The organism is Neobacillus sp. Fa239 (assembly GCF_055395235.1).
Window position 1 is genome coordinate 2,807,593 of record NZ_AP041611.1, and the last position, 17,319, is coordinate 2,824,911.

Consider the following 17,319-nt stretch of genomic DNA (forward strand, 5'->3'; position numbering starts at 1 on the left):
GAGCAAAGTACCGATGAAGCAGGAATTTGAAGTTAAGCCAGTAAGATTATTAGGACTCAAATAATCCTGTTAACCGACCTTAACAAATAGTCGAACTAGAAAAAAGGATTGCATCTCAGCAATCCTTTTTTTACTAACGCTACCCAAAAACCGGCATACATTCTAGCTGATGTAGAAGGAGAAAAAAACGGTACTACTCCAATCTCATTGTTTTGAAAATATCAAATTCCTAGCGATATTCTGCATATCGCTAGAATGAATGACTAACTAATTATAAGTTTTCAATTTTTTCTATATCTTTTTCAGATAATACGAAATCGAAAAGATCTATATTAGATGCTTGATTTTCACGGTTGTGAGATTTAGGAATAACGATCACACCGCGTTGGATTTGGTATTTTAATAAGACTTGTGCACCAGATTTTTTATAGGCTTTACCGATCTCATCCAAAACTTCTTTTTGATGGGCTTCAGCTTTCATAGGTCCCCATGCAACAGGTGTAATGCCCTCGTCTTTTAATACGGCAAGGAGATCTTTGTTAGGTTCTTTTAAGTTAACTTGTATTTGGTTAACAGCTGGCTTCACTTTAGCGAATTCTTTCAATTCATCTAGATGATTTTTTCCAAAGTTTGAAACGCCGATTGCTTTTAGTTTGCCCGCTTCATAATATTCTTCAAAGACTTCCCAAGTGTTTTTAAGTTGTACTTTGTCTTCGATAGGGAAGTGAATAAGAAGCAGGTCGAGAAAGTCTGTTTGGAAGTTTTTTAGACTGTTATCGATAGCTGCTCGAGTAGCTACCTTTGAAGAAGTATATTCTTCGTTGCCTGGAACTTTTGTCGTAATGAATAACTCTTCTCGAGGCACTGTGCTTTCTGCTAAAACTCTTCCGACAAGTTCTTCGTTTCGATAAATGATGGTAGCGTCTATTGAACGGTAACCCAATTCAAGTGCTGATACGAGTTCAGGAATTTCATTTGTTAACGCCCCGTTATACTCGTTATTTTCTTTTCCATAAGTATTTGTACCTGTACCTACAATTGGCATTTTTAACCCATTATTAAGTGTTATGTATTCCATATTTTTTATCACTCCCTCTGTATACTCTAATTACTTTTAAATTTATTAGCTGTAATCAGCGTAATTACATCATGGTATATTTGTCAATGGTAAAAGAGGCAAACTTCAACAAAAATTAAGGAAGGATATCCCACTTGTTTAAGTTTATCAAATTACCTTAAAGAACTTTAAAATAACACTCTCTGGCAATCTTGTAGCATAGCACACAAAAATTCAGTTCATCATCCATTTATATTTTTCACTATATGTTTCAAAAGTCGGAATAGTACGGAAATAATAGCCGCTAGAGTCAACAAACTTACCAGCCTTTACGTCATCTACATACTCTTCTGGAACTGCACGTATCCCGTTGTTTTCAATATAAATTGTGTCGCCATCTTCTAATTGAATTGCGTATCTAGCTGAGAGTTCACACTTACCATCTGGACGAATAATTTGGCTATCTACACCTCCTGGCAAAACCTTTCCTTTGAAGCCCTTCCCAATTACTTCACCGGATAAAATAGGGATTAATTGGCGTCTACCCACGAGACCATCTTCACCTACAACAATAGGTTTATTTACGACAATTTTAATGCTAAAAACTTCTTCTAATCCTAAATGTTTGATATCAACATCTTTCATCGAATTACCCTCCCCTAAACTTTAATTATCTATCGAGAAAAAGATCCATATTGTGTATGTTTATCAAAGTCTCCTTTTAGCATATTATATTACTGCTTGACTACCGAATCCATTCAATAAAAAGCGCATTATTAGATTTCCAAATTTCTTATAACAGTTTGACAATATGTTCGGTGCTTTTTTGTGCAACAAAAAAAGAGAGCATTTCATGCTCCCTCTCAAACAAAGTTTAAAGGTACTTCAGATGAACTCTCTTTCCATCCTCAATCACCGTCTCCATATGATCAGTTCATCCCCTATGCTGTTCATAAAGAATAAGGGGTAATTAAGTATGTAGTACGTAATCAGTTATTTCCCTTATTATTCTCTATTATGTTTTTTATCATCTCTTCCACAAGGGTTGGGACTACCGTAAAGGCATTTTTTATATGCAGTCGTTCGGTCCGTTTGTGGGCATCTCTTCCAAATGGCCCCACATTTAAAACTGGTGCTTGGAGCTGTGCCATAGTATCAAATGGTATCCAATAGCTGCCCCAGACAGGTGTGTTTTCTTTAAATATGGTCCATCCTTCTCCGGTATCTTGGTAATTAACATAACTTAAATCGCTAATACCATTAAAATAGTGGACTTGTTTGACCGGCATGCCAAATTTTTCAAAGCCCTGTTTTTTCACAAATTCCACACATTGTTTAACTAAAGCGTCATCTGAAGAATTAACCGGTGGGTAATATGGTGGCGCAAACAGTAAAATAATGGCTGGTGTCAGCTCCTGGCATTGAATCATCAAAGTATCTGCAATCCGAAAAGATTTTTCTCGGTCATCCCATTTAGGATTCGAGTGGACAGATGCTACCATCTCATGAACATATTCTGCTCCAAATTTTTTAATCGCGTGTGTGTGCAAATCCTGATACTGAAGGACACGCACTTCTCTAACCGGTTCCACTCCTTGTTTCAGGCAGACTTTTTTATATGCTTGATTACAGGCAGAAGCAGCCTCAAAGGCAATCTTTTCAAAGATATCCATTATTTCACCAGCATTTTGTTTCATTAAAAATACGTTATATAAAGCAGCCGCGCGATAGGGAGTCTGAACAGAATACTCCTGTCTTAAGTCCTTTTGCTGAAGTGTGACAGGCAACGGGGTTTTTTCTCCCATTACCTCCTCTTGCAGGTAAAAACTCCATTCCATTCTCTGTGTTAAAAAGGAGGCAATATATGGCGCGGTGATGCCGATAAGCGGTTCGCCGACATGGGTTTCCTTTCCGTAAAAAAGAGCAGAGGGCATAATCTTGCCTATCGAACCGGAATAGACATAATAATTGGTGTCTCCGGGCTCTTGCGAAAAAACCGGTTCTCCATTTAAGAAAAGCTTAAAGGTTAGATTGTACTCGTTCTTAATTTCTAATAACTTTGGGACTGCAGCCCTCATTCCTGATGAATTGACTTCTTCATCAGGAACAGTCAGCAAAAGCAGGTTAATCGGCCATTGTTCTACTATGGCTTTTTCAATTAAACTCATATGCATAACAAGCCCCATCTTCATATCCATTGTTCCCCGGCCAAATAGGTATTCACCGGAAATTAAATCCTGACGGGCATCCTTAGGCAATTCTTCGAGTCTTTCATAAAATATTTTCGTCAATTCCTCCGGCTGATAAGCATATTCCTCCAGGTCGCCATATTCTTCTGTATTTACCGTATCAAAATGGCTGATTAAGACTATGGTGTCTACGGCATCAGGATGTTTATATAAGGCGGTTAAAAATCTTCGGCCTTGATCCGCATCATATAATTGAACGTACTCTGAATTCATCTGAAAATATGACAAATCCAGCAGCTTTTCTCGAATTTTTACAGGGAATTCCCGTTCTCCGTCCGTTAACGTCATACTTTTCCAACTGACTACCTCACACAATAACGCGCGCAATGCCTCAGGAGTTCCCCATTTGAGCTTTTCCATAAACATATAACTCCTTCAATTCACAAAATAACGGAAGCCATTTCGACTGGTACCTGATACCCTATATGTCCGTTTCTGTTCGAATATTTATTGTTTTCCTATTTTTAAAATAATAAAATGAATAGCAAACTATTAAAAATCCGATTCCAATGAGCAGCCCTACTAATTGGGTTGGGTCAAAGGCTTGGAATATTAATAATGATACGCAAGAAACCATGCAAACAATTGGAATGATTGGGTAGAAAGGAACTTTATACTTTAAGTCCTTAATTTTCCCGCCAGATTGCAAGTATTTACGACGGAACATGAACTGGGATAAAGCGATTCCAATCCAGGAAATGGTTACAGAAATACCAGCGATCGCCATTAATAATACAAATACGGTATCTGCGGAAATAACGCTTGTTAATAGGGATAATAATGAGAAAATCATGGTAAACACTAGAGCAGCAAATGGAACTTTGAGATTCGTTAACTTTCCGAACAGCCTTGGTGCCATTCCTTCATTCGCCATCGACCATAATAAGCGTGTGGAAGCATAAATACAAGAGTTTCCTACAGATAAAATAGCGGTTAAAATGACAAAATTCATAATATCCGGCGCATATGGAATACCCGCCAAATCCATAAGAGTGACGAAAGGACTTTCCAATAGCCCTAGTTCTTTTGATGGAAAAACAGCAGATAAAATAAGAATAGAGCAGATATAAAATAGGATAATTCTAAATAATACATTTCGAATTGCCCTTGGTATATTCTTTTGCGGTTCTTCACTTTCTCCTGCGGCAATACCAATTAATTCAGAACCTTGATAGGAAAAGATTACATTCATCATGGTTACAAAGAGGATCGATATTCCTCCGGGAAACAATTTCCCAGGCTCTAAATTTTTTAAAAACGGCACTGGTCTGCCATGCAATGGAATGATGCCAAAAATAGCTCCCAGACCAATGATGATGAAAAAAATAACCGCTACGACTTTTATTCCAGAAAACCAATATTCGGCCTCCGCAAATCCTCTAGTCGTGAGGGCGTTGAGAAGGAATAATAATAGAATAAAGACCGCACACCAAATCCAGACAGAAACATGCGGGAACCACCGCTTCATCAAGATTCCCGCCGCAGTAAATTCGACTCCTGCCGTTGTTGCCGAACCAATGAAATACATCCATCCCAATGAAAACCCGGCAGAAGGACTGATATATTTGCTTGCATAGGTTTGAAAGGAACCGGTAACCGGCATATAAACAGCAAGTTCCCCTAAGCAAACCATGACAAGGTATAAAATGATCCCGCCAAATAAATACCCGATTAACGAGCCTCCAGCTCCCGTCTGGTGAATCGTATAACCGGCATTTAAAAACAAACCCGTTCCAATGACTCCTCCTAATGAAAGCATAAATAGATGCCGACGTTTCATTGACCGCTTTAACTGGTTTTCCTGAGCCCCTTGTTCTGCCATGTGTTTTACACCCCTTTTTAATTTAGCGATTCAAAGTTAAAAAATAACCTAAATAGTTTTTCCCTAAATATTGGTCGTGTTTTTCATAGAGGCTTACACAAGTTGGTTGATTTTATATATGATTTTTCCATTAAAAACGTAAGGATAAACAGCTTAAGCCGCCGTCTAATTTTTGGAACTCTGACATTTCAAGCTCAATAATTTGGAAACCTGCTTCTTTTACAGCCTGAATTGTTTTTGGAAATCCTGCCGGGATGATAACAAAGTCATTTACGCGAATACAATTTGCCGAGTATTCCTCTTCAGGCGGAACAATAATTTTTTTATAGGAATAAAAGTCTGGATGATCAATAAATTCACCAGCTACCACAATGGTTTGATTTCCTAGATAAGCAATGCCTGTTTTTAAGTGAAAGAATTTATCTAACTTCAAAATAGTCGCATGATAGTTTTCTGATTCTAAAATGGCTTTTAATTGTTGCGCTCCTTCCAGGTTTGTTCGTGCAGAAAGACCTATATAAAAATGATCTTCAATTTGTAAAATATCGCCGCCATCAAGTGTTCCTGGTGATTGGATATAGTAAATGTTTTCGTAAAACGATTTAATGACAGGTGCCATTTCATGGATTTCCCCATTCCGGGTAGATGCTCCAGGATTGGAGATTACGGCAAATTCTGGTGTTAGGACCGCTGTGTCCTCAACAAATGTCGAATCTGGAAACTCCTTACTGCTTGGCAGGACAGTTACCTCAACCCCGCAGGTTTTCAAGGCTTCAATATAAGTTTTGTGCTGTTTAAGAGCTTTATCTAAAATGGGCGTACCCAAGTTAGACGTGGTTAAACCATTTATATACGTTTCGCCAGGCAACTTAACAATCGTGTTTTTGAACATAGTTATATCTCCTCCAATTTTTAGATTCGGACAACAGGGCATGTAAGGCAAGTTGGTCCACCTGTACCTAAATATGAAATCTCATTTCCCTCATATTCGTAAACAGTGGCTCCTGCTTGGAGCAATTTTTCTTTTGTGTAAGGGTTTTTAGTAACCATTACGCAAACACGCGGTTCTAATGCAAGGATATTACACCCGAGTTTTTCGTATTCGTCATCGGGAACCTCAATCATCTCAATTCCGCGCTTTATTAATAATTGCCTTAAGAAAACAGGCATCAGTTTTGAATAAACAACGGCAAGATCAGCATCAACTAAACTAATAATCGACATAAGGTGGAGACATTCCTCTTCATCTCGGTAATGTGGAAGCGGTACAACAATCAATTCATCCACAAAATCCTTCGTCAGTCCTTTTATTTGCCGAATCGCCTCATCATTTGTGCGGTAACCACGTCCAACAAGTAAAATACGGTCATCAAGCCATACTAGATCCCCCCCATCAGCTCTCGCCTCCCCTGTCAATTCACCCAATATCGGAATCTCTTTTTCTAGTAAAAATCCCCTATATACTTCTGCTTCGGGCTCGCGTAATTTTTTTCCCGACTTTAAAATAATGGCCCCTTTCGGCGTGAATTTAACGGGATCATGTGCATAGAGAGAATCTAAACCAACGCTTTCGGCAGCAGGTAAAAATTCAATCTTATTGACGTGTTGTTTGATGAGGGAAAGGAATTTTTCGTACTCTTGTTGTGCGAGACTAAAATTGGGTTCATGGATGTAGTTATATCTCTTCCAGTGTTGACTAAGGTGTTCCTGGTTAACAAAGGCATCGTTCGGGTGTTTTAAAATCACTGTATCGAGCTTTTTATACATGGATGAGAGCAAGTGAATCATCTCCTTTTCCGCATAGTGGAATTGATTTCCTATAGGAGGAAACGTTATAATAAAAATATTAAATCAGCAGAATTTACCTGTCAATATATTTTGAATTTACTGATAAAATTAAATTTTATAGAATGGAGTGGTTGATTTTGCAAACGATTGACCGGGCAATGCAAGTAATCCAAGTTCTAGCTAAAAATGCTGAAAAGAAAGGGATATCTATTACCGATTTATCCAAGGAATGCGATTTACCTGCCAGTACCATGCATCGACTATTACAATCCATGAAGAAGCACGGGCTAATTCAACAGGATCCTGAGTTGAAATTGTATTCCATGGGGAATGCGTGGCTGGAATATGGTTTGCAAATGTATGATACCTTTGATTTTGTGGGAATGATCCGGCCTGAAATGGAGAGATTAATGCATGAAGTGGAGGAAAGCATTTATTTTAGTAAACCAATTGGGTTAGAATCACTAGTCATGGAGAGAATTGACTGCCCCAATAATCCAATCCGCATCTATGATCAGCTTGGAATGCGAATCCCGATGAATATCGGTGCAGCCAATAAAGTTATGCTAGCTCATCTGTCCCACAGTGATGCCGCAAAGATTATCCAATCATTGGTACCTCAAGAGGAAACTCCAGGCTTTTCAGATGAATTGATGAAGATTCGGAGTAAAGGATTTGGCGAGAGTCACGGGGAGAAAACACCTGGTACTTCATCTGTCGCCGCCCCTATATTTAATCGCATGAATGAACCTATCGGAGCAATAAGTATTGGTTATGTAAACTTTAATTTAACGGAAGAAAGGCAAAACTTTTTAATTGAAAAAGTGATCGAATATGGTAAACGTATTTCCCATAAACTTGGGGGAAAATAATAAAACGTAAAAAGAAGACATCGGGTTTTCATTCACCAGAAAACTCGATGTCTTCTTTTTTGTTTGTTAGAATTGTTTTGACTTTTATAATTTTAGAGCGAATTTAAAACCAATTTGTTGAAGCTACAGCCTCGATATTGCCAAAAGAAGTATAAATAAAATGGCGTTAATCCTTATTGGATCAATGCTCCAGTTTGTTTAAATCAATAAAGTTATTATTAAGCAAATTGTAAGTGACGAAAGTCCTCTCCTTCTATAAAACAATCAATATTAGAATTACTTTTTATACAGCACTTTCTTTAAGCTCTGCGGCTTCTTTATTAACCCGCATTTCCTCATTCAGTTTACAGGCTTCTTGCAAATATTCTGTTTCGAACCCGCTTTTAAATCCCCACACATAAAATCCAAGTGATAGACATGTAATCAGAAACATATCCCAGCCATATGGGATGATATTTTTCCCACCGAACTTATCACTTCCTAAATAGGAAACACACATCATACATAGTAGATAAACAATCATCCAAAGACCTGCCATAAAATTCTTTCGGAAGCCTTTCCACTTCATTTTTACTTGATAGTAAAAGTAAATAGGAAACCCTAACATAATAAAAAATAAAACCTGTCCGGTTAACGGCCATCGAGCCCAATATAAAGTTAACGATGCAAAGACAAACCCACATGGCGCAATAATCCTGAGGCCTTTTACCTTAATAGGCCGATACAAAAGCTTTCCTGTCCGTCTTAATGTCATGACGGTTACTGGACCCGTAATATAGGAAATGAGAGTAGCAACTGAAATCACCTCAGCTAATTTTCCCCATCCTCTAAATAAAAACAAAAATAGAAATGATACTGCCAGGTTTAAGAACATTGCTGGACGTGGTATTCCATATAGTGGATGAACTTTCCCTAATACTTCCGGTAAATATTCATTCTTTTGCATACCATATATCATTCGAGCAGTTGTAGCGGTATAAGTTATGGCAGTTCCGGAAGGAGAAACAAAAGCATCGGAATATAATATGATGACAAGCCAGTTTAGGTTTAGAGCAATAGCTAAATCAGCAAAAGGGGAATTGAAATCTAGCTGATGCCATCCATGTACTAATAATGCAGGATCCACAGATCCAATAAAAGCAACCTGTAAGAGAACGTAGATTACTGCAGCAAGGATTACAGATCCAATTACCGCAATAGGGATCGAACGGCCAGGATTCTTTGCCTCACCTGCCATATTAATCGGACTTTGGAAACCGTTAAATGCGAAGATAATTCCGGATGTTGCTACGGCAGTAAATACACTAGCCAAACCATGGGTTTCTGTGCCCGGGTTGTACGTAAAATTCCCGCCATGAAAACCTGCAAATAGAAGTGAGCCAATCGTCAGCCCTGGGATAATGATTTTAAATACCGTGATAAGAGAGTTCGTTTTTGCAAATAAACTAACAGTCCAGTAATTGATGAAAAAATAAATAAGCAGTAATACGGAGGCAATCATTAAGCCATTTAGGGTGAGGCTGCCGTTTGACACCAGATGATGTGTCCACTTTGCCCATTGCCAGGGCCATGAACTCATATATTGAACAGAAGCAACAGCCTCAACTGGAATGACAGAAACAATCGCAATCCAATTTGACCAGGCAGCAAGAAATCCGATAAAAGAGCCATGGGAGTACTGTGTATATTTAACCATTCCCCCAGCTTCGGGAAACATGGAGCCAAGTTCACAATATGAGAATGCTATTAATAAAATGACCATCATACCGATTATCCAGGAGAATATAGCAGCCGGACCGGCAATTTGAGCAGCTCTCCATGCCCCAAATAGCCAACCTGATCCAATAATAGAACCCAATCCCGTCATCGTTAAGGCAAAAGTACCCATTCTTCTGTGTAAATTACTTTTCATTCATTCGACCTCTTTCTAAGATTTTTTAAAAAATACATAATTCCCATTCTTGGGCTATATGCTTTAATAACTTCACACCTGTCAGACTATTGCCGTATTCATCAATAGCCGGACCATATATGCCGATTCCACAACCGTCTTGAAACGGCCAATCACTTTTTACACTTGGCGGAACTAAAGATAATATTCCACCGGATACGCCGCTTTTTGCTGGCAGCCCGACAAAAGCTGCGATTTTACCAGATGCGTTGTACATTCCGCAAGTAAGCATTAAGGCTTTGGTAAGCCTTGCCACCTCTTTAGGAAAAATCTGAATGTTTTTAATCGGATGAAAGCCGTCGTGTGCAAGAATCAATCCAATTAAAGCAATATCTTCTACAGAAACTTTCAGTGAACAAAGCTTAAGGTAAACCTCTAGCGTGTCTTCCACCTCAGCTTCTAAAAAACCTGTCTCTTTTAAATAGTAGGCTAAAGCTCTATTGCGATGGGCTGTTTGCCATTCTGACTGGAAAACTGCTTCATTTCCAATTGGATATTTATCTATCATTCTTTCAATTAGTTTGTACACAACTTCCAATTTATCTTTTGTTGAATCCCCCGGAAGTAGTGAAGCGATTGTAATTGCTCCAGCATTAATCATGGGGTTAAACGGTTTTCCAGGCTTATGCATTTCTAAACGAATAATAGAGTTAAAAGGATCCCCTGTTGGTTCAACATCGACCCGATCTAACACATAAGAAATACCACGAGTTATACAAGCAGCAATGAAGCTGATTACTTTAGAGATGCTTTGTAAAGTAAAGGTAGATTGCCAATCACCTGACTTTAATGTTTGTCCAGTGGATCCTACTATACAAATACCAAGCAGTGATACATCTACCTTTCCTAAAGCTGGAATATAGCTTGCACATTGTCCTTCCGAGGCAAACGTACGAAAATGTTTCACCCATTCATCTAAATGATCCTTCCTTTGCTCTTTAACCCCTTGTATCATTTCCATTTCTTGAATCACTCTGTTCTTCTCCTCCCTACCTGTTTCTATCATGACGGAACTACATTAGAAAGCGCTTTCTACTTTTTCACTTCATAAATATAATTGATTCTATAAACTCGACTACAAAAGTTAACAGAAAACTACAAAAAGTTTTTTATTTTTTTTAATGAATTAAACATGCCATCTTATTGTGTTTAGACGAATCTAACGGTATACTGATTTTCAGAAAAATTAGGAAGTGACAAACTTGTATTTCAGGACTATCTTAAAAAAAGACTTTTTCATTATGATTTTGATGATGATCACCGTTCCACTTGCAGGTGAATTGAATTTTTATCCAATTAATGCAAGCTTTCGAATCAGTTTCGGAGTTCCGGTATTCTTATTCTTCTTGTTATTGTTTCATAAAATCCCGACTATCTTACCAGGGTTTTTAACCGCTTTAAATATAGTAGGATTACGTATCCTGCTAGAATTTATAACGGAAGAACATTTTCAATTGGCCGCCTCTTTCAAATCCAATTTTTCTAGCTTCTTCTTTTACTTGGCTTATGCTTGTTTCTTTTCTTTAACAAAAGTCAACCGGTTTTATAATCGGCTTATTTTAATCGGTTTTATTGGCATTTTAATCGAACTAGTCTCTGATATGATAGAATTAACCGTGCAATATTACGTATTAGGAACTACTATTACGTTACCAGCATTAAGCGAAATCCTAATTATGGCGATTTCACACAGTTTTATTGTTCTAAGCTTTTTCACGATCATGCAATTGTATGAAGCAAAAGCAAAAGAAAAGCACATTAGAAAACAAAATGAACACATGCTCCTTCTCATTTCCAACCTATATGAAGAATCCGTCCATCTGAAAAAAACGTTACTGAACGCTGAAAACATTACAAAAAAGTCATTTGATCTATACACAAGAGTCATCGATTTAAAAAATGAAAAGACACTTGCTGATTATGGCGAAGAAATTGCCAGACAAGCATTAAAAATAGCTGGTGAAGTCCATGAGATAAAAAAAGACAACCAACGCATTTTTGCAGGACTTTCAAAACTCATTTCCGATGAAAGCTTGGCAGATTATATGGACATCCATGAACTTGTTTCCATAATCAAACGAACAAATGAAAAATATGCAGTTTTACTTGGAAAGAAGATTCAAATTGTATATTCAATTCAAGACGATCATCCGTTTTACCATGTTTTTACCCTTCTATCGATCATCAATAATATCGTTGCAAACGCAGTAGAAGCAATCATTGATGAGGGGACCGTTACAATTGATATCAAAAGAGATCTAGATTTCATTGAATTCAGGATTGAAGATAACGGTCCCGGTATTGCACCCAAGCGTAAAAATGCCATTTTCAAGCCCGGTTTTACGTCTAAATTTGATCATTCTGGAAATCCATCTACTGGTATGGGATTATCCTTTGTAAAAGATATGGTCGAACAGCTTGAAGGGACTATTACAGTAGAGGATCCGCTAGAAGGAACTGGTTTGGTTTTCATGATTCAATTGCCAGTTGATCGCTTAATCAAGAAAGGGTGATTTGATGCTTTTTTATATAATAGACGATGATGAAGCAGTTCGTTCGATATTGGCACAAATCATCGAGGACGAAGATTTAGGAGAAGTAGCAGGGGAAGCAGAAGATGGCTCATTTGTAGATGGAAACATGTTGAACTTGCTCCAAATCGATATTTTATTAATCGATTTGTTAATGCCAATTCGGGACGGACTTGAAACTATCCGTCAAATTAAGCCGGTTTTCAAAGGAAAAATCATTATGATCTCCCAAGTAGAGTCAAAAGAGCTGATTGCCGAAGCCTATTCGGTTGGCAGTGAATTTTATATTACCAAACCGGTTAACAAAATCGAGGTATTGGCTATTGTTCAAAAAGTCATTGAACTAATCCGTCTGGAAAAATCGATAAAGGATATACACAATTCGCTAAATGCCGTGCTAAAATTCGAGCGACCGGCTGATAAACAAAATGTTGTTAATCAAAAAAGCATAAGAAATTCCGGCCAATTTCTATTATCTGAACTAGGGATCGCGGGAGAGAATGGCAGTAAGGATTTACTGGATATTCTGGAGTATTTATATCAAAATAAACAAACGTACACGTTAAATAATGGCATTCCAATCCTCAAAGAAATTTTTGTATCTTTGGCTAAAAAAAGGCTCGGAACTTCCGCATCAGAGGGCGAGTTAAAAAAAGAGATAAAAGCGACGGAACAACGGGTGCGCCGAGCTATTTATCAATCATTGAATCATTTAGCTTCCCTCGGTCTTGCAGATTTTTCGAATTGGAAGTTTGAAAATTACGCCTCAAAGTTTTTTGACTTTACAACCGTAAGGATCAAAATGACGGAATTAAAGAATGGCTCAATATTGACAACCTCTCTTCCACGGATCAATACGAAAAAATTCATCCAAGTTCTCTATTTTGAAGCCCAACGAGTACATTCAGAATCTCAATAATGAATATACATTCAGAAAAACTTCACTAAACTCGATTTAAGTGAAGTTTTTCGAAATGGAGTACCCGAAACACTCCATTTCTCAGCTAATCGCCCTTCTGATTCAATGTTTACATCAAAAGAGATTTTATTTCTTTTAACATGAGATCTGATTTTACTTTTCATAGACTTTACCACATATACGATGATGCTATTTGTTTGTAGATCATAGCTTTTCAAACACACCATCTTTCCCCTTGCTTGTCAGCCATATTACAGCCTCCAATTCATCTTCATTTAAAAATCCGCGCAGTTTTTTTGTTTTTCCTCTTATCATGGCAGCTCCTGCAAATTTCATCTGTCCATTTGCCGAAATCAAATTCTGCATAAGAAAACTGGATCCTGGCTGCAGCTTCCTATCTAATTTAATAAGTGAAACAGGAGGCAAAATTCTTGACGACCGAATTATAAATTGAATTTAATGTCAAAAAGGATGCCTTTGATTCGCCTTGATACAGTACCTTTTTTTATTTTCCTCAAAGAAGAAATAATTCTTTGAGGTTTTTTTGGATACTAGTTACGATTTTATCATGTCAAAATTTAATTCTCTATCCGAAAAGAGCCTTTATAAAAAAAGCTACCGTGAATAGGTAGCTTTTTATGTTAAACATTATAATTAGAATGCCCAGTTACCTTTACGCATAATTGGTTCTACTGTGCCATCTTCTTTAATTCCATCAATATTAAGTTCAGCTGATCCAATCATGAAATCAACATGAGTTAAACTTTGGTTAATACCTAATTTTGCTTGCTCTTCAGAAGGTAGCTTTTCTCCGTCCTTCATATTGTTTGGATATGCTTTACCAAGTGCTAAATGGCAAGAGGCATTTTCATCATATAAAGTGTTAAAGAAAATTAAACCTGTGTTTGAAATAGGTGAATCATGAGGCACTAACGCTACTTCACCTAAACGACGAGCACCCTCATCAGTATCTAGTAAATGTTGTAATGTATCGTAGCCTTTTTCCGCTGTGAAATCAATTACTTTACCATCTTTAAATGTTAAAGAGAAATTTTCAATTAGGTTTCCACCGTAATTTAAAGGAAGTGTAGCTGTAACAGTACCATTTACACCATGGCTATGAGGCATAGAGAATACTTCTTCAGTTGGAATATTTGGATTAAACCATTTTCCGTCCTCACTATTTGCTCCACCACCTTTCCAGACATGATTCTTAACTAAATCTAGTTTTAAATCAGTACCTGGTGCTGTGTAGTGTACTGTTTTATAACGTTTGTCGTTTAATTGAACAACTTTTTCTTGTAAGAAATCATTATGTTTTACCCAAGCTTCAACTGGATTTTCATTATCAACACGACAAATTTTGAAAACAGATTCCCAAAGTAATTCCAACGCTTTATCAGTCGTTTCATTTGGATAAACTTTTTCTGCCCATTCTATACATGGAATTGCAACGATAGACCAACGAATTCGATCAGCCATCATATATTCACGATACTTATGTAATGCATTGTTAGCTGTTTTGTTAAAAGTCGCAATACGTTTAGGGTCGATTCCTTTTAATAATTCAGGATTCGGTGAAATCACCGAAAGAACTGCCCCACCTTTTTCAGCTAAATCTTCCATTGCAGTTACTTTCCAAGCTGGAAATTCTCCAAAAACTTCATCTGGAGCTAATTCATATTTTGTACGAGTAACTATATCGTCATTCCAATCGATGTTTACATGCTTAGCCCCCGCTTCATATGCATATTTAACAACTTTACGAACATACTCTGCAGCAATAATTGGTGCATTTATTTGTAATGTTTGTCCTGGAACGATATTCACTCCACTTTTAACAGCAAGTTCAGCATATTTCTCTAATAAGTGTTCGAATTGAGACATTTAAATCCCTCCATTTTAACGATTTTTGCAGAACAATCATCTGAATTATAATATAAATAATTGAAAATTGACACAAAAGTAGACTGACTATTCTTTTTTTATGAAACAATGTTTTATTTATCAGCCGGATAAGATTTTGCGAAAATCCTTCTTGAAGTATAGCCTCCGTTACTATAAGTGTAATGTTTCACAATTCTGTCCGAATAAAAGACACTGCGTTGAATGTAATATACCAAAAAAATAGCCGTTGGTACGCCTTACATTACTCTGGTAACGGCTTCCCACTTTCGAGTGCCAAAAACTGTTCCTTTTCCTCTTCAAATAGAAAATCCATTTTTTTACTTCGAACCCACTCAAACAATTTCTTGATAGCTTCTTTATCTCCTCTATATTGGTTAAGGAACTCCAAACCCTCAATAAGTTCTGATTTTGGAAGTTGTCCCACCTTGCGCTCCTTTGCTAGTATAGCCTTGACTCGTTGTATCACTGGAACAATTGCTTCCTCATTCCCGTGCTTCTTAATTGCTTCCATTGCCGACCATTTAACAATTGGAGACCTGTCTGAAATGGCTTTAAGAAAATAAGATTGATATGGTGCTCCTCCAAGTTTGCTGAGCAACCCTAACACTTGTGCTTTGGACTCCCCTTTTAGTTGCTCAAACACTTTAGTCAATAGTGGTAGCGACCGCATGGTACCCACCCCATACAATGACCCAAATGAATATTTTAGATCATATTCATCTTTGGTTCTTTCCAATATGTCAAGAAGCAAATCTTCGGCTTCAGGATTCTTACATTTTCTCAAAGAAGTGATGGCTCCATGACGCACCATGGAACGCCTGTCATTTAGATAAGGCATAATTGGCTCTATATTCTGGAATTCGAATTGGTTTTCAATCCCCTGAAAAAGGAAGTACAATACATATGGATCGCTTTCTTTCTGTAATCTTTTAAGAAATATTTCAACAATATGCCGATCCCTGGTATTAGTGCCAATATGCTTTAAAATGAAGTAGACAGCTTTTTTTTGTTCCTTGTCTTTCGCAGAGGTAAGTAGCTGTTCAAGTTTCGGCACAAGTGACAGATCCACCAATTGCTTTGCCTCTTGATGAGCATCCCAAGAAACTTTCCCGCTGCTTGTCTTTACCTGTCGATCACCGAATTGGGTTTTAATGATTTGTACGTTTTCGGTTTTCTCGGTCATACGTTGAATTAAATCCTTCAAGTCAAAATCGCTCAATAATACTCCTCCAAGTTAAAAAAGATTTGATTTTATCGGTCACACATCAAAAAAAACTAATAAAGGCAGATATTTCTTCGGCAGTTAGGTTCGTATTATTAACCGTAAATAGTTCTTCCTGGTGATTTCCCCTGGAGAGGAATTTAATTAACTCGGCTCAAGAACTGAATTTACATCTTTCCAGTCATAAACAGCCAAGCCTAATTCTTTCCCTTGGATTTCCGTTGTGGTCATTTCGTAAAATTCCGCACCCATTTTTTCATAAAAGAATTTTGATTTATTGTCATCTAATACTTCAACAAATATCCTATGATAACCAAGCTCTTTTAGCTTTGTGAACACTTTTTCGACTAGTTTTTTTCCTATTCCTTGACCTTGGTATTCTTTACGGATATAGATAGCAGTCAAGTCTCCTGAATTCTCAAATTGATTTGTTTCCCTTTTTCCTCCGACAGCAACTCCAACGATTTCTCCATCTTCAGTTTCTGCTACATAAACGTAATTATCAGCATTTGAAATGTTAGTAGTCCATTGGGGTATTCTTTTTTCATAAGTCATTCTTTCTAAAAATGTGTCAGGAATAATGTTTTTATATGTGGATTTCCAACTATCAACATATGCTTTTGAAATTCCTTCAGCATCTGACAACTTTGCTTCTCTGATAATCATACTTACTAAGCCTCCCTATTTAAAATATAAAAAGCCTATCGCCTCTAAAGAGACGATAGGCTTAACCTAACGTGGTACCACTCTTCTTTGGTTTGTAAATCAAACAAACCTTCTCATTGCTTTTTAACGGATTTTAAACCGTTTAGACCTACATTTCAGTCTAACCACTCTTAGGCGAGTTGGGGAAATTCATTGACTGCCTTTCAGCAGGATGGCAGCTCTCTGGACAATAAACATTCCTTAATACTCCTAATCAATGTGTTTGAATATGGAAACTTTTTACTTAAGATACCAAATTCTTAATATTTCGTCAATATTCTTTTTAAACATAACT

General features: G+C 37.2%; 14 protein-coding genes, 1 pseudogene and 1 other annotated feature. Of the genes and pseudogenes, 3 read left to right on the top strand and 12 right to left on the bottom strand.

Going from position 1 to position 17,319, the window contains the following annotated elements; translation table 11 throughout:
* Positions 1-271: 271 nt before the first annotated feature.
* The 6 genes from ACZ5XR_RS13530 to ACZ5XR_RS13555 all read right to left on the bottom strand — a co-directional run bounded on the left by ACZ5XR_RS13530 (position 272) and on the right by ACZ5XR_RS13555 (position 6,916).
* Positions 272-1,078, bottom strand: coding sequence for an aldo/keto reductase (locus ACZ5XR_RS13530; RefSeq protein WP_464502138.1), 807 nt, complete (start codon positions 1,076-1,078; stop codon positions 272-274).
* 213 nt (positions 1,079-1,291) lie between these two features.
* The gene (locus ACZ5XR_RS13535) at positions 1,292-1,702 is read right to left on the bottom strand and encodes a DUF3237 domain-containing protein (protein ID WP_464502139.1); all 411 of its coding nucleotides are present in this window, start codon (positions 1,700-1,702) and stop codon (positions 1,292-1,294) included.
* Between the two features lie 344 nt (positions 1,703-2,046).
* Positions 2,047-3,666: a M20/M25/M40 family metallo-hydrolase gene (locus ACZ5XR_RS13540; protein ID WP_464502140.1), complete on the bottom strand. Its 1,620-nt coding sequence runs from the start codon at positions 3,664-3,666 to the stop codon at positions 2,047-2,049.
* Between the two features lie 61 nt (positions 3,667-3,727).
* Positions 3,728-5,128 (bottom strand): amino acid permease, encoded by a 1,401-nt coding sequence (locus tag ACZ5XR_RS13545; RefSeq protein ID WP_464502141.1) that lies wholly within the window; start codon positions 5,126-5,128, stop codon positions 3,728-3,730.
* 130 nt (positions 5,129-5,258) lie between these two features.
* Positions 5,259-6,020: a dimethylarginine dimethylaminohydrolase family protein gene (locus tag ACZ5XR_RS13550; RefSeq protein WP_464502142.1), complete on the bottom strand. Its 762-nt coding sequence runs from the start codon at positions 6,018-6,020 to the stop codon at positions 5,259-5,261.
* Positions 6,021-6,040: 20 nt separating this feature from the next.
* On the bottom strand, positions 6,041-6,916 hold the full coding sequence (locus tag ACZ5XR_RS13555) for a dimethylarginine dimethylaminohydrolase family protein (protein ID WP_464502143.1): 876 nt from the start codon (positions 6,914-6,916) through the stop codon (positions 6,041-6,043).
* 137 nt (positions 6,917-7,053) lie between these two features.
* Here ACZ5XR_RS13555 and ACZ5XR_RS13560 point away from each other — a divergent pair, with 137 nt between their 5' ends.
* Positions 7,054-7,788 (top strand): IclR family transcriptional regulator, encoded by a 735-nt coding sequence (locus ACZ5XR_RS13560; protein WP_464502144.1) that lies wholly within the window; start codon positions 7,054-7,056, stop codon positions 7,786-7,788.
* A gap of 283 nt (positions 7,789-8,071) precedes the next feature.
* Here the strand turns inward: ACZ5XR_RS13560 and ACZ5XR_RS13565 are convergent, their stop codons facing one another.
* Both ACZ5XR_RS13565 and ACZ5XR_RS13570 read right to left on the bottom strand, forming a co-directional pair.
* On the bottom strand, positions 8,072-9,700 hold the full coding sequence (locus tag ACZ5XR_RS13565; RefSeq protein WP_464502145.1) for an APC family permease: 1,629 nt from the start codon (positions 9,698-9,700) through the stop codon (positions 8,072-8,074).
* 25 nt (positions 9,701-9,725) lie between these two features.
* Positions 9,726-10,700 carry a glutaminase gene (locus ACZ5XR_RS13570; protein ID WP_464502309.1) on the bottom strand — a complete coding sequence of 325 codons (975 nt, stop codon included), beginning with the start codon at positions 10,698-10,700 and terminating at the stop codon, positions 9,726-9,728.
* A gap of 232 nt (positions 10,701-10,932) precedes the next feature.
* Between ACZ5XR_RS13570 and ACZ5XR_RS13575 the strand changes: the two genes are divergently transcribed.
* Together ACZ5XR_RS13575 and ACZ5XR_RS13580 are read left to right on the top strand one after the other, a co-directional pair.
* On the top strand, positions 10,933-12,252 hold the full coding sequence (locus tag ACZ5XR_RS13575) for an ATP-binding protein (protein ID WP_464502146.1): 1,320 nt from the start codon (positions 10,933-10,935) through the stop codon (positions 12,250-12,252).
* Positions 12,253-12,256: 4 nt separating this feature from the next.
* A complete protein-coding gene (locus ACZ5XR_RS13580) occupies positions 12,257-13,189 on the top strand; it encodes a response regulator (protein ID WP_464502147.1) in 933 nt (310 codons plus the stop codon).
* 35 nt (positions 13,190-13,224) lie between these two features.
* On the opposite strand, the pseudogene ACZ5XR_RS13585 reads toward ACZ5XR_RS13580, so the two are convergent.
* The 4 genes and pseudogenes from ACZ5XR_RS13585 to ACZ5XR_RS13600 form a co-directional block, all read right to left on the bottom strand.
* Positions 13,225-13,630 (bottom strand): annotated as a pseudogene (locus ACZ5XR_RS13585) (Ger(x)C family spore germination C-terminal domain-containing protein); the annotation flags it as partial.
* A 213-nt stretch (positions 13,631-13,843) separates the two neighbouring features.
* Positions 13,844-15,076, bottom strand: coding sequence for an aminopeptidase (locus ACZ5XR_RS13590; protein ID WP_464502148.1), 1,233 nt, complete (start codon positions 15,074-15,076; stop codon positions 13,844-13,846).
* A gap of 262 nt (positions 15,077-15,338) precedes the next feature.
* Positions 15,339-16,301, bottom strand: a complete 963-nt coding sequence (locus ACZ5XR_RS13595; protein WP_464502149.1) for a HEAT repeat domain-containing protein — start codon at positions 16,299-16,301, stop codon at positions 15,339-15,341.
* Positions 16,302-16,463: 162 nt separating this feature from the next.
* Positions 16,464-16,985: an N-acetyltransferase family protein gene (locus ACZ5XR_RS13600; protein WP_464502150.1), complete on the bottom strand. Its 522-nt coding sequence runs from the start codon at positions 16,983-16,985 to the stop codon at positions 16,464-16,466.
* Positions 16,986-17,030: 45 nt separating this feature from the next.
* Positions 17,031-17,251, bottom strand: a binding site (T-box leader).
* Positions 17,252-17,319 lie beyond the last annotated feature (68 nt).

What these genes read in the sequence shown, in the direction of transcription:
- ACZ5XR_RS13530 (WP_464502138.1), bottom strand. Translation starts at nt 1,078, where the DNA reads ATGGAATACATAACACTTAATAATGGGTTAAAAATGCCAATTGTAGGT.
- ACZ5XR_RS13535 (WP_464502139.1), bottom strand. Translation starts at nt 1,702, where the DNA reads ATGAAAGATGTTGATATCAAACATTTAGGATTAGAAGAAGTTTTTAGC.
- ACZ5XR_RS13540 (WP_464502140.1), bottom strand. Translation starts at nt 3,666, where the DNA reads ATGGAAAAGCTCAAATGGGGAACTCCTGAGGCATTGCGCGCGTTATTG.
- ACZ5XR_RS13545 (WP_464502141.1), bottom strand. Translation starts at nt 5,128, where the DNA reads ATGGCAGAACAAGGGGCTCAGGAAAACCAGTTAAAGCGGTCAATGAAA.
- ACZ5XR_RS13550 (WP_464502142.1), bottom strand. Translation starts at nt 6,020, where the DNA reads ATGTTCAAAAACACGATTGTTAAGTTGCCTGGCGAAACGTATATAAAT.
- ACZ5XR_RS13555 (WP_464502143.1), bottom strand. Translation starts at nt 6,916, where the DNA reads ATGATTCACTTGCTCTCATCCATGTATAAAAAGCTCGATACAGTGATT.
- ACZ5XR_RS13565 (WP_464502145.1), bottom strand. Translation starts at nt 9,700, where the DNA reads ATGAAAAGTAATTTACACAGAAGAATGGGTACTTTTGCCTTAACGATG.
- ACZ5XR_RS13570 (WP_464502309.1), bottom strand. Translation starts at nt 10,700, where the DNA reads ATGGAAATGATACAAGGGGTTAAAGAGCAAAGGAAGGATCATTTAGAT.
- ACZ5XR_RS13580 (WP_464502147.1), top strand. Translation starts at nt 12,257, where the DNA reads ATGCTTTTTTATATAATAGACGATGATGAAGCAGTTCGTTCGATATTG.
- ACZ5XR_RS13590 (WP_464502148.1), bottom strand. Translation starts at nt 15,076, where the DNA reads ATGTCTCAATTCGAACACTTATTAGAGAAATATGCTGAACTTGCTGTT.
- ACZ5XR_RS13600 (WP_464502150.1), bottom strand. Translation starts at nt 16,985, where the DNA reads ATGATTATCAGAGAAGCAAAGTTGTCAGATGCTGAAGGAATTTCAAAA.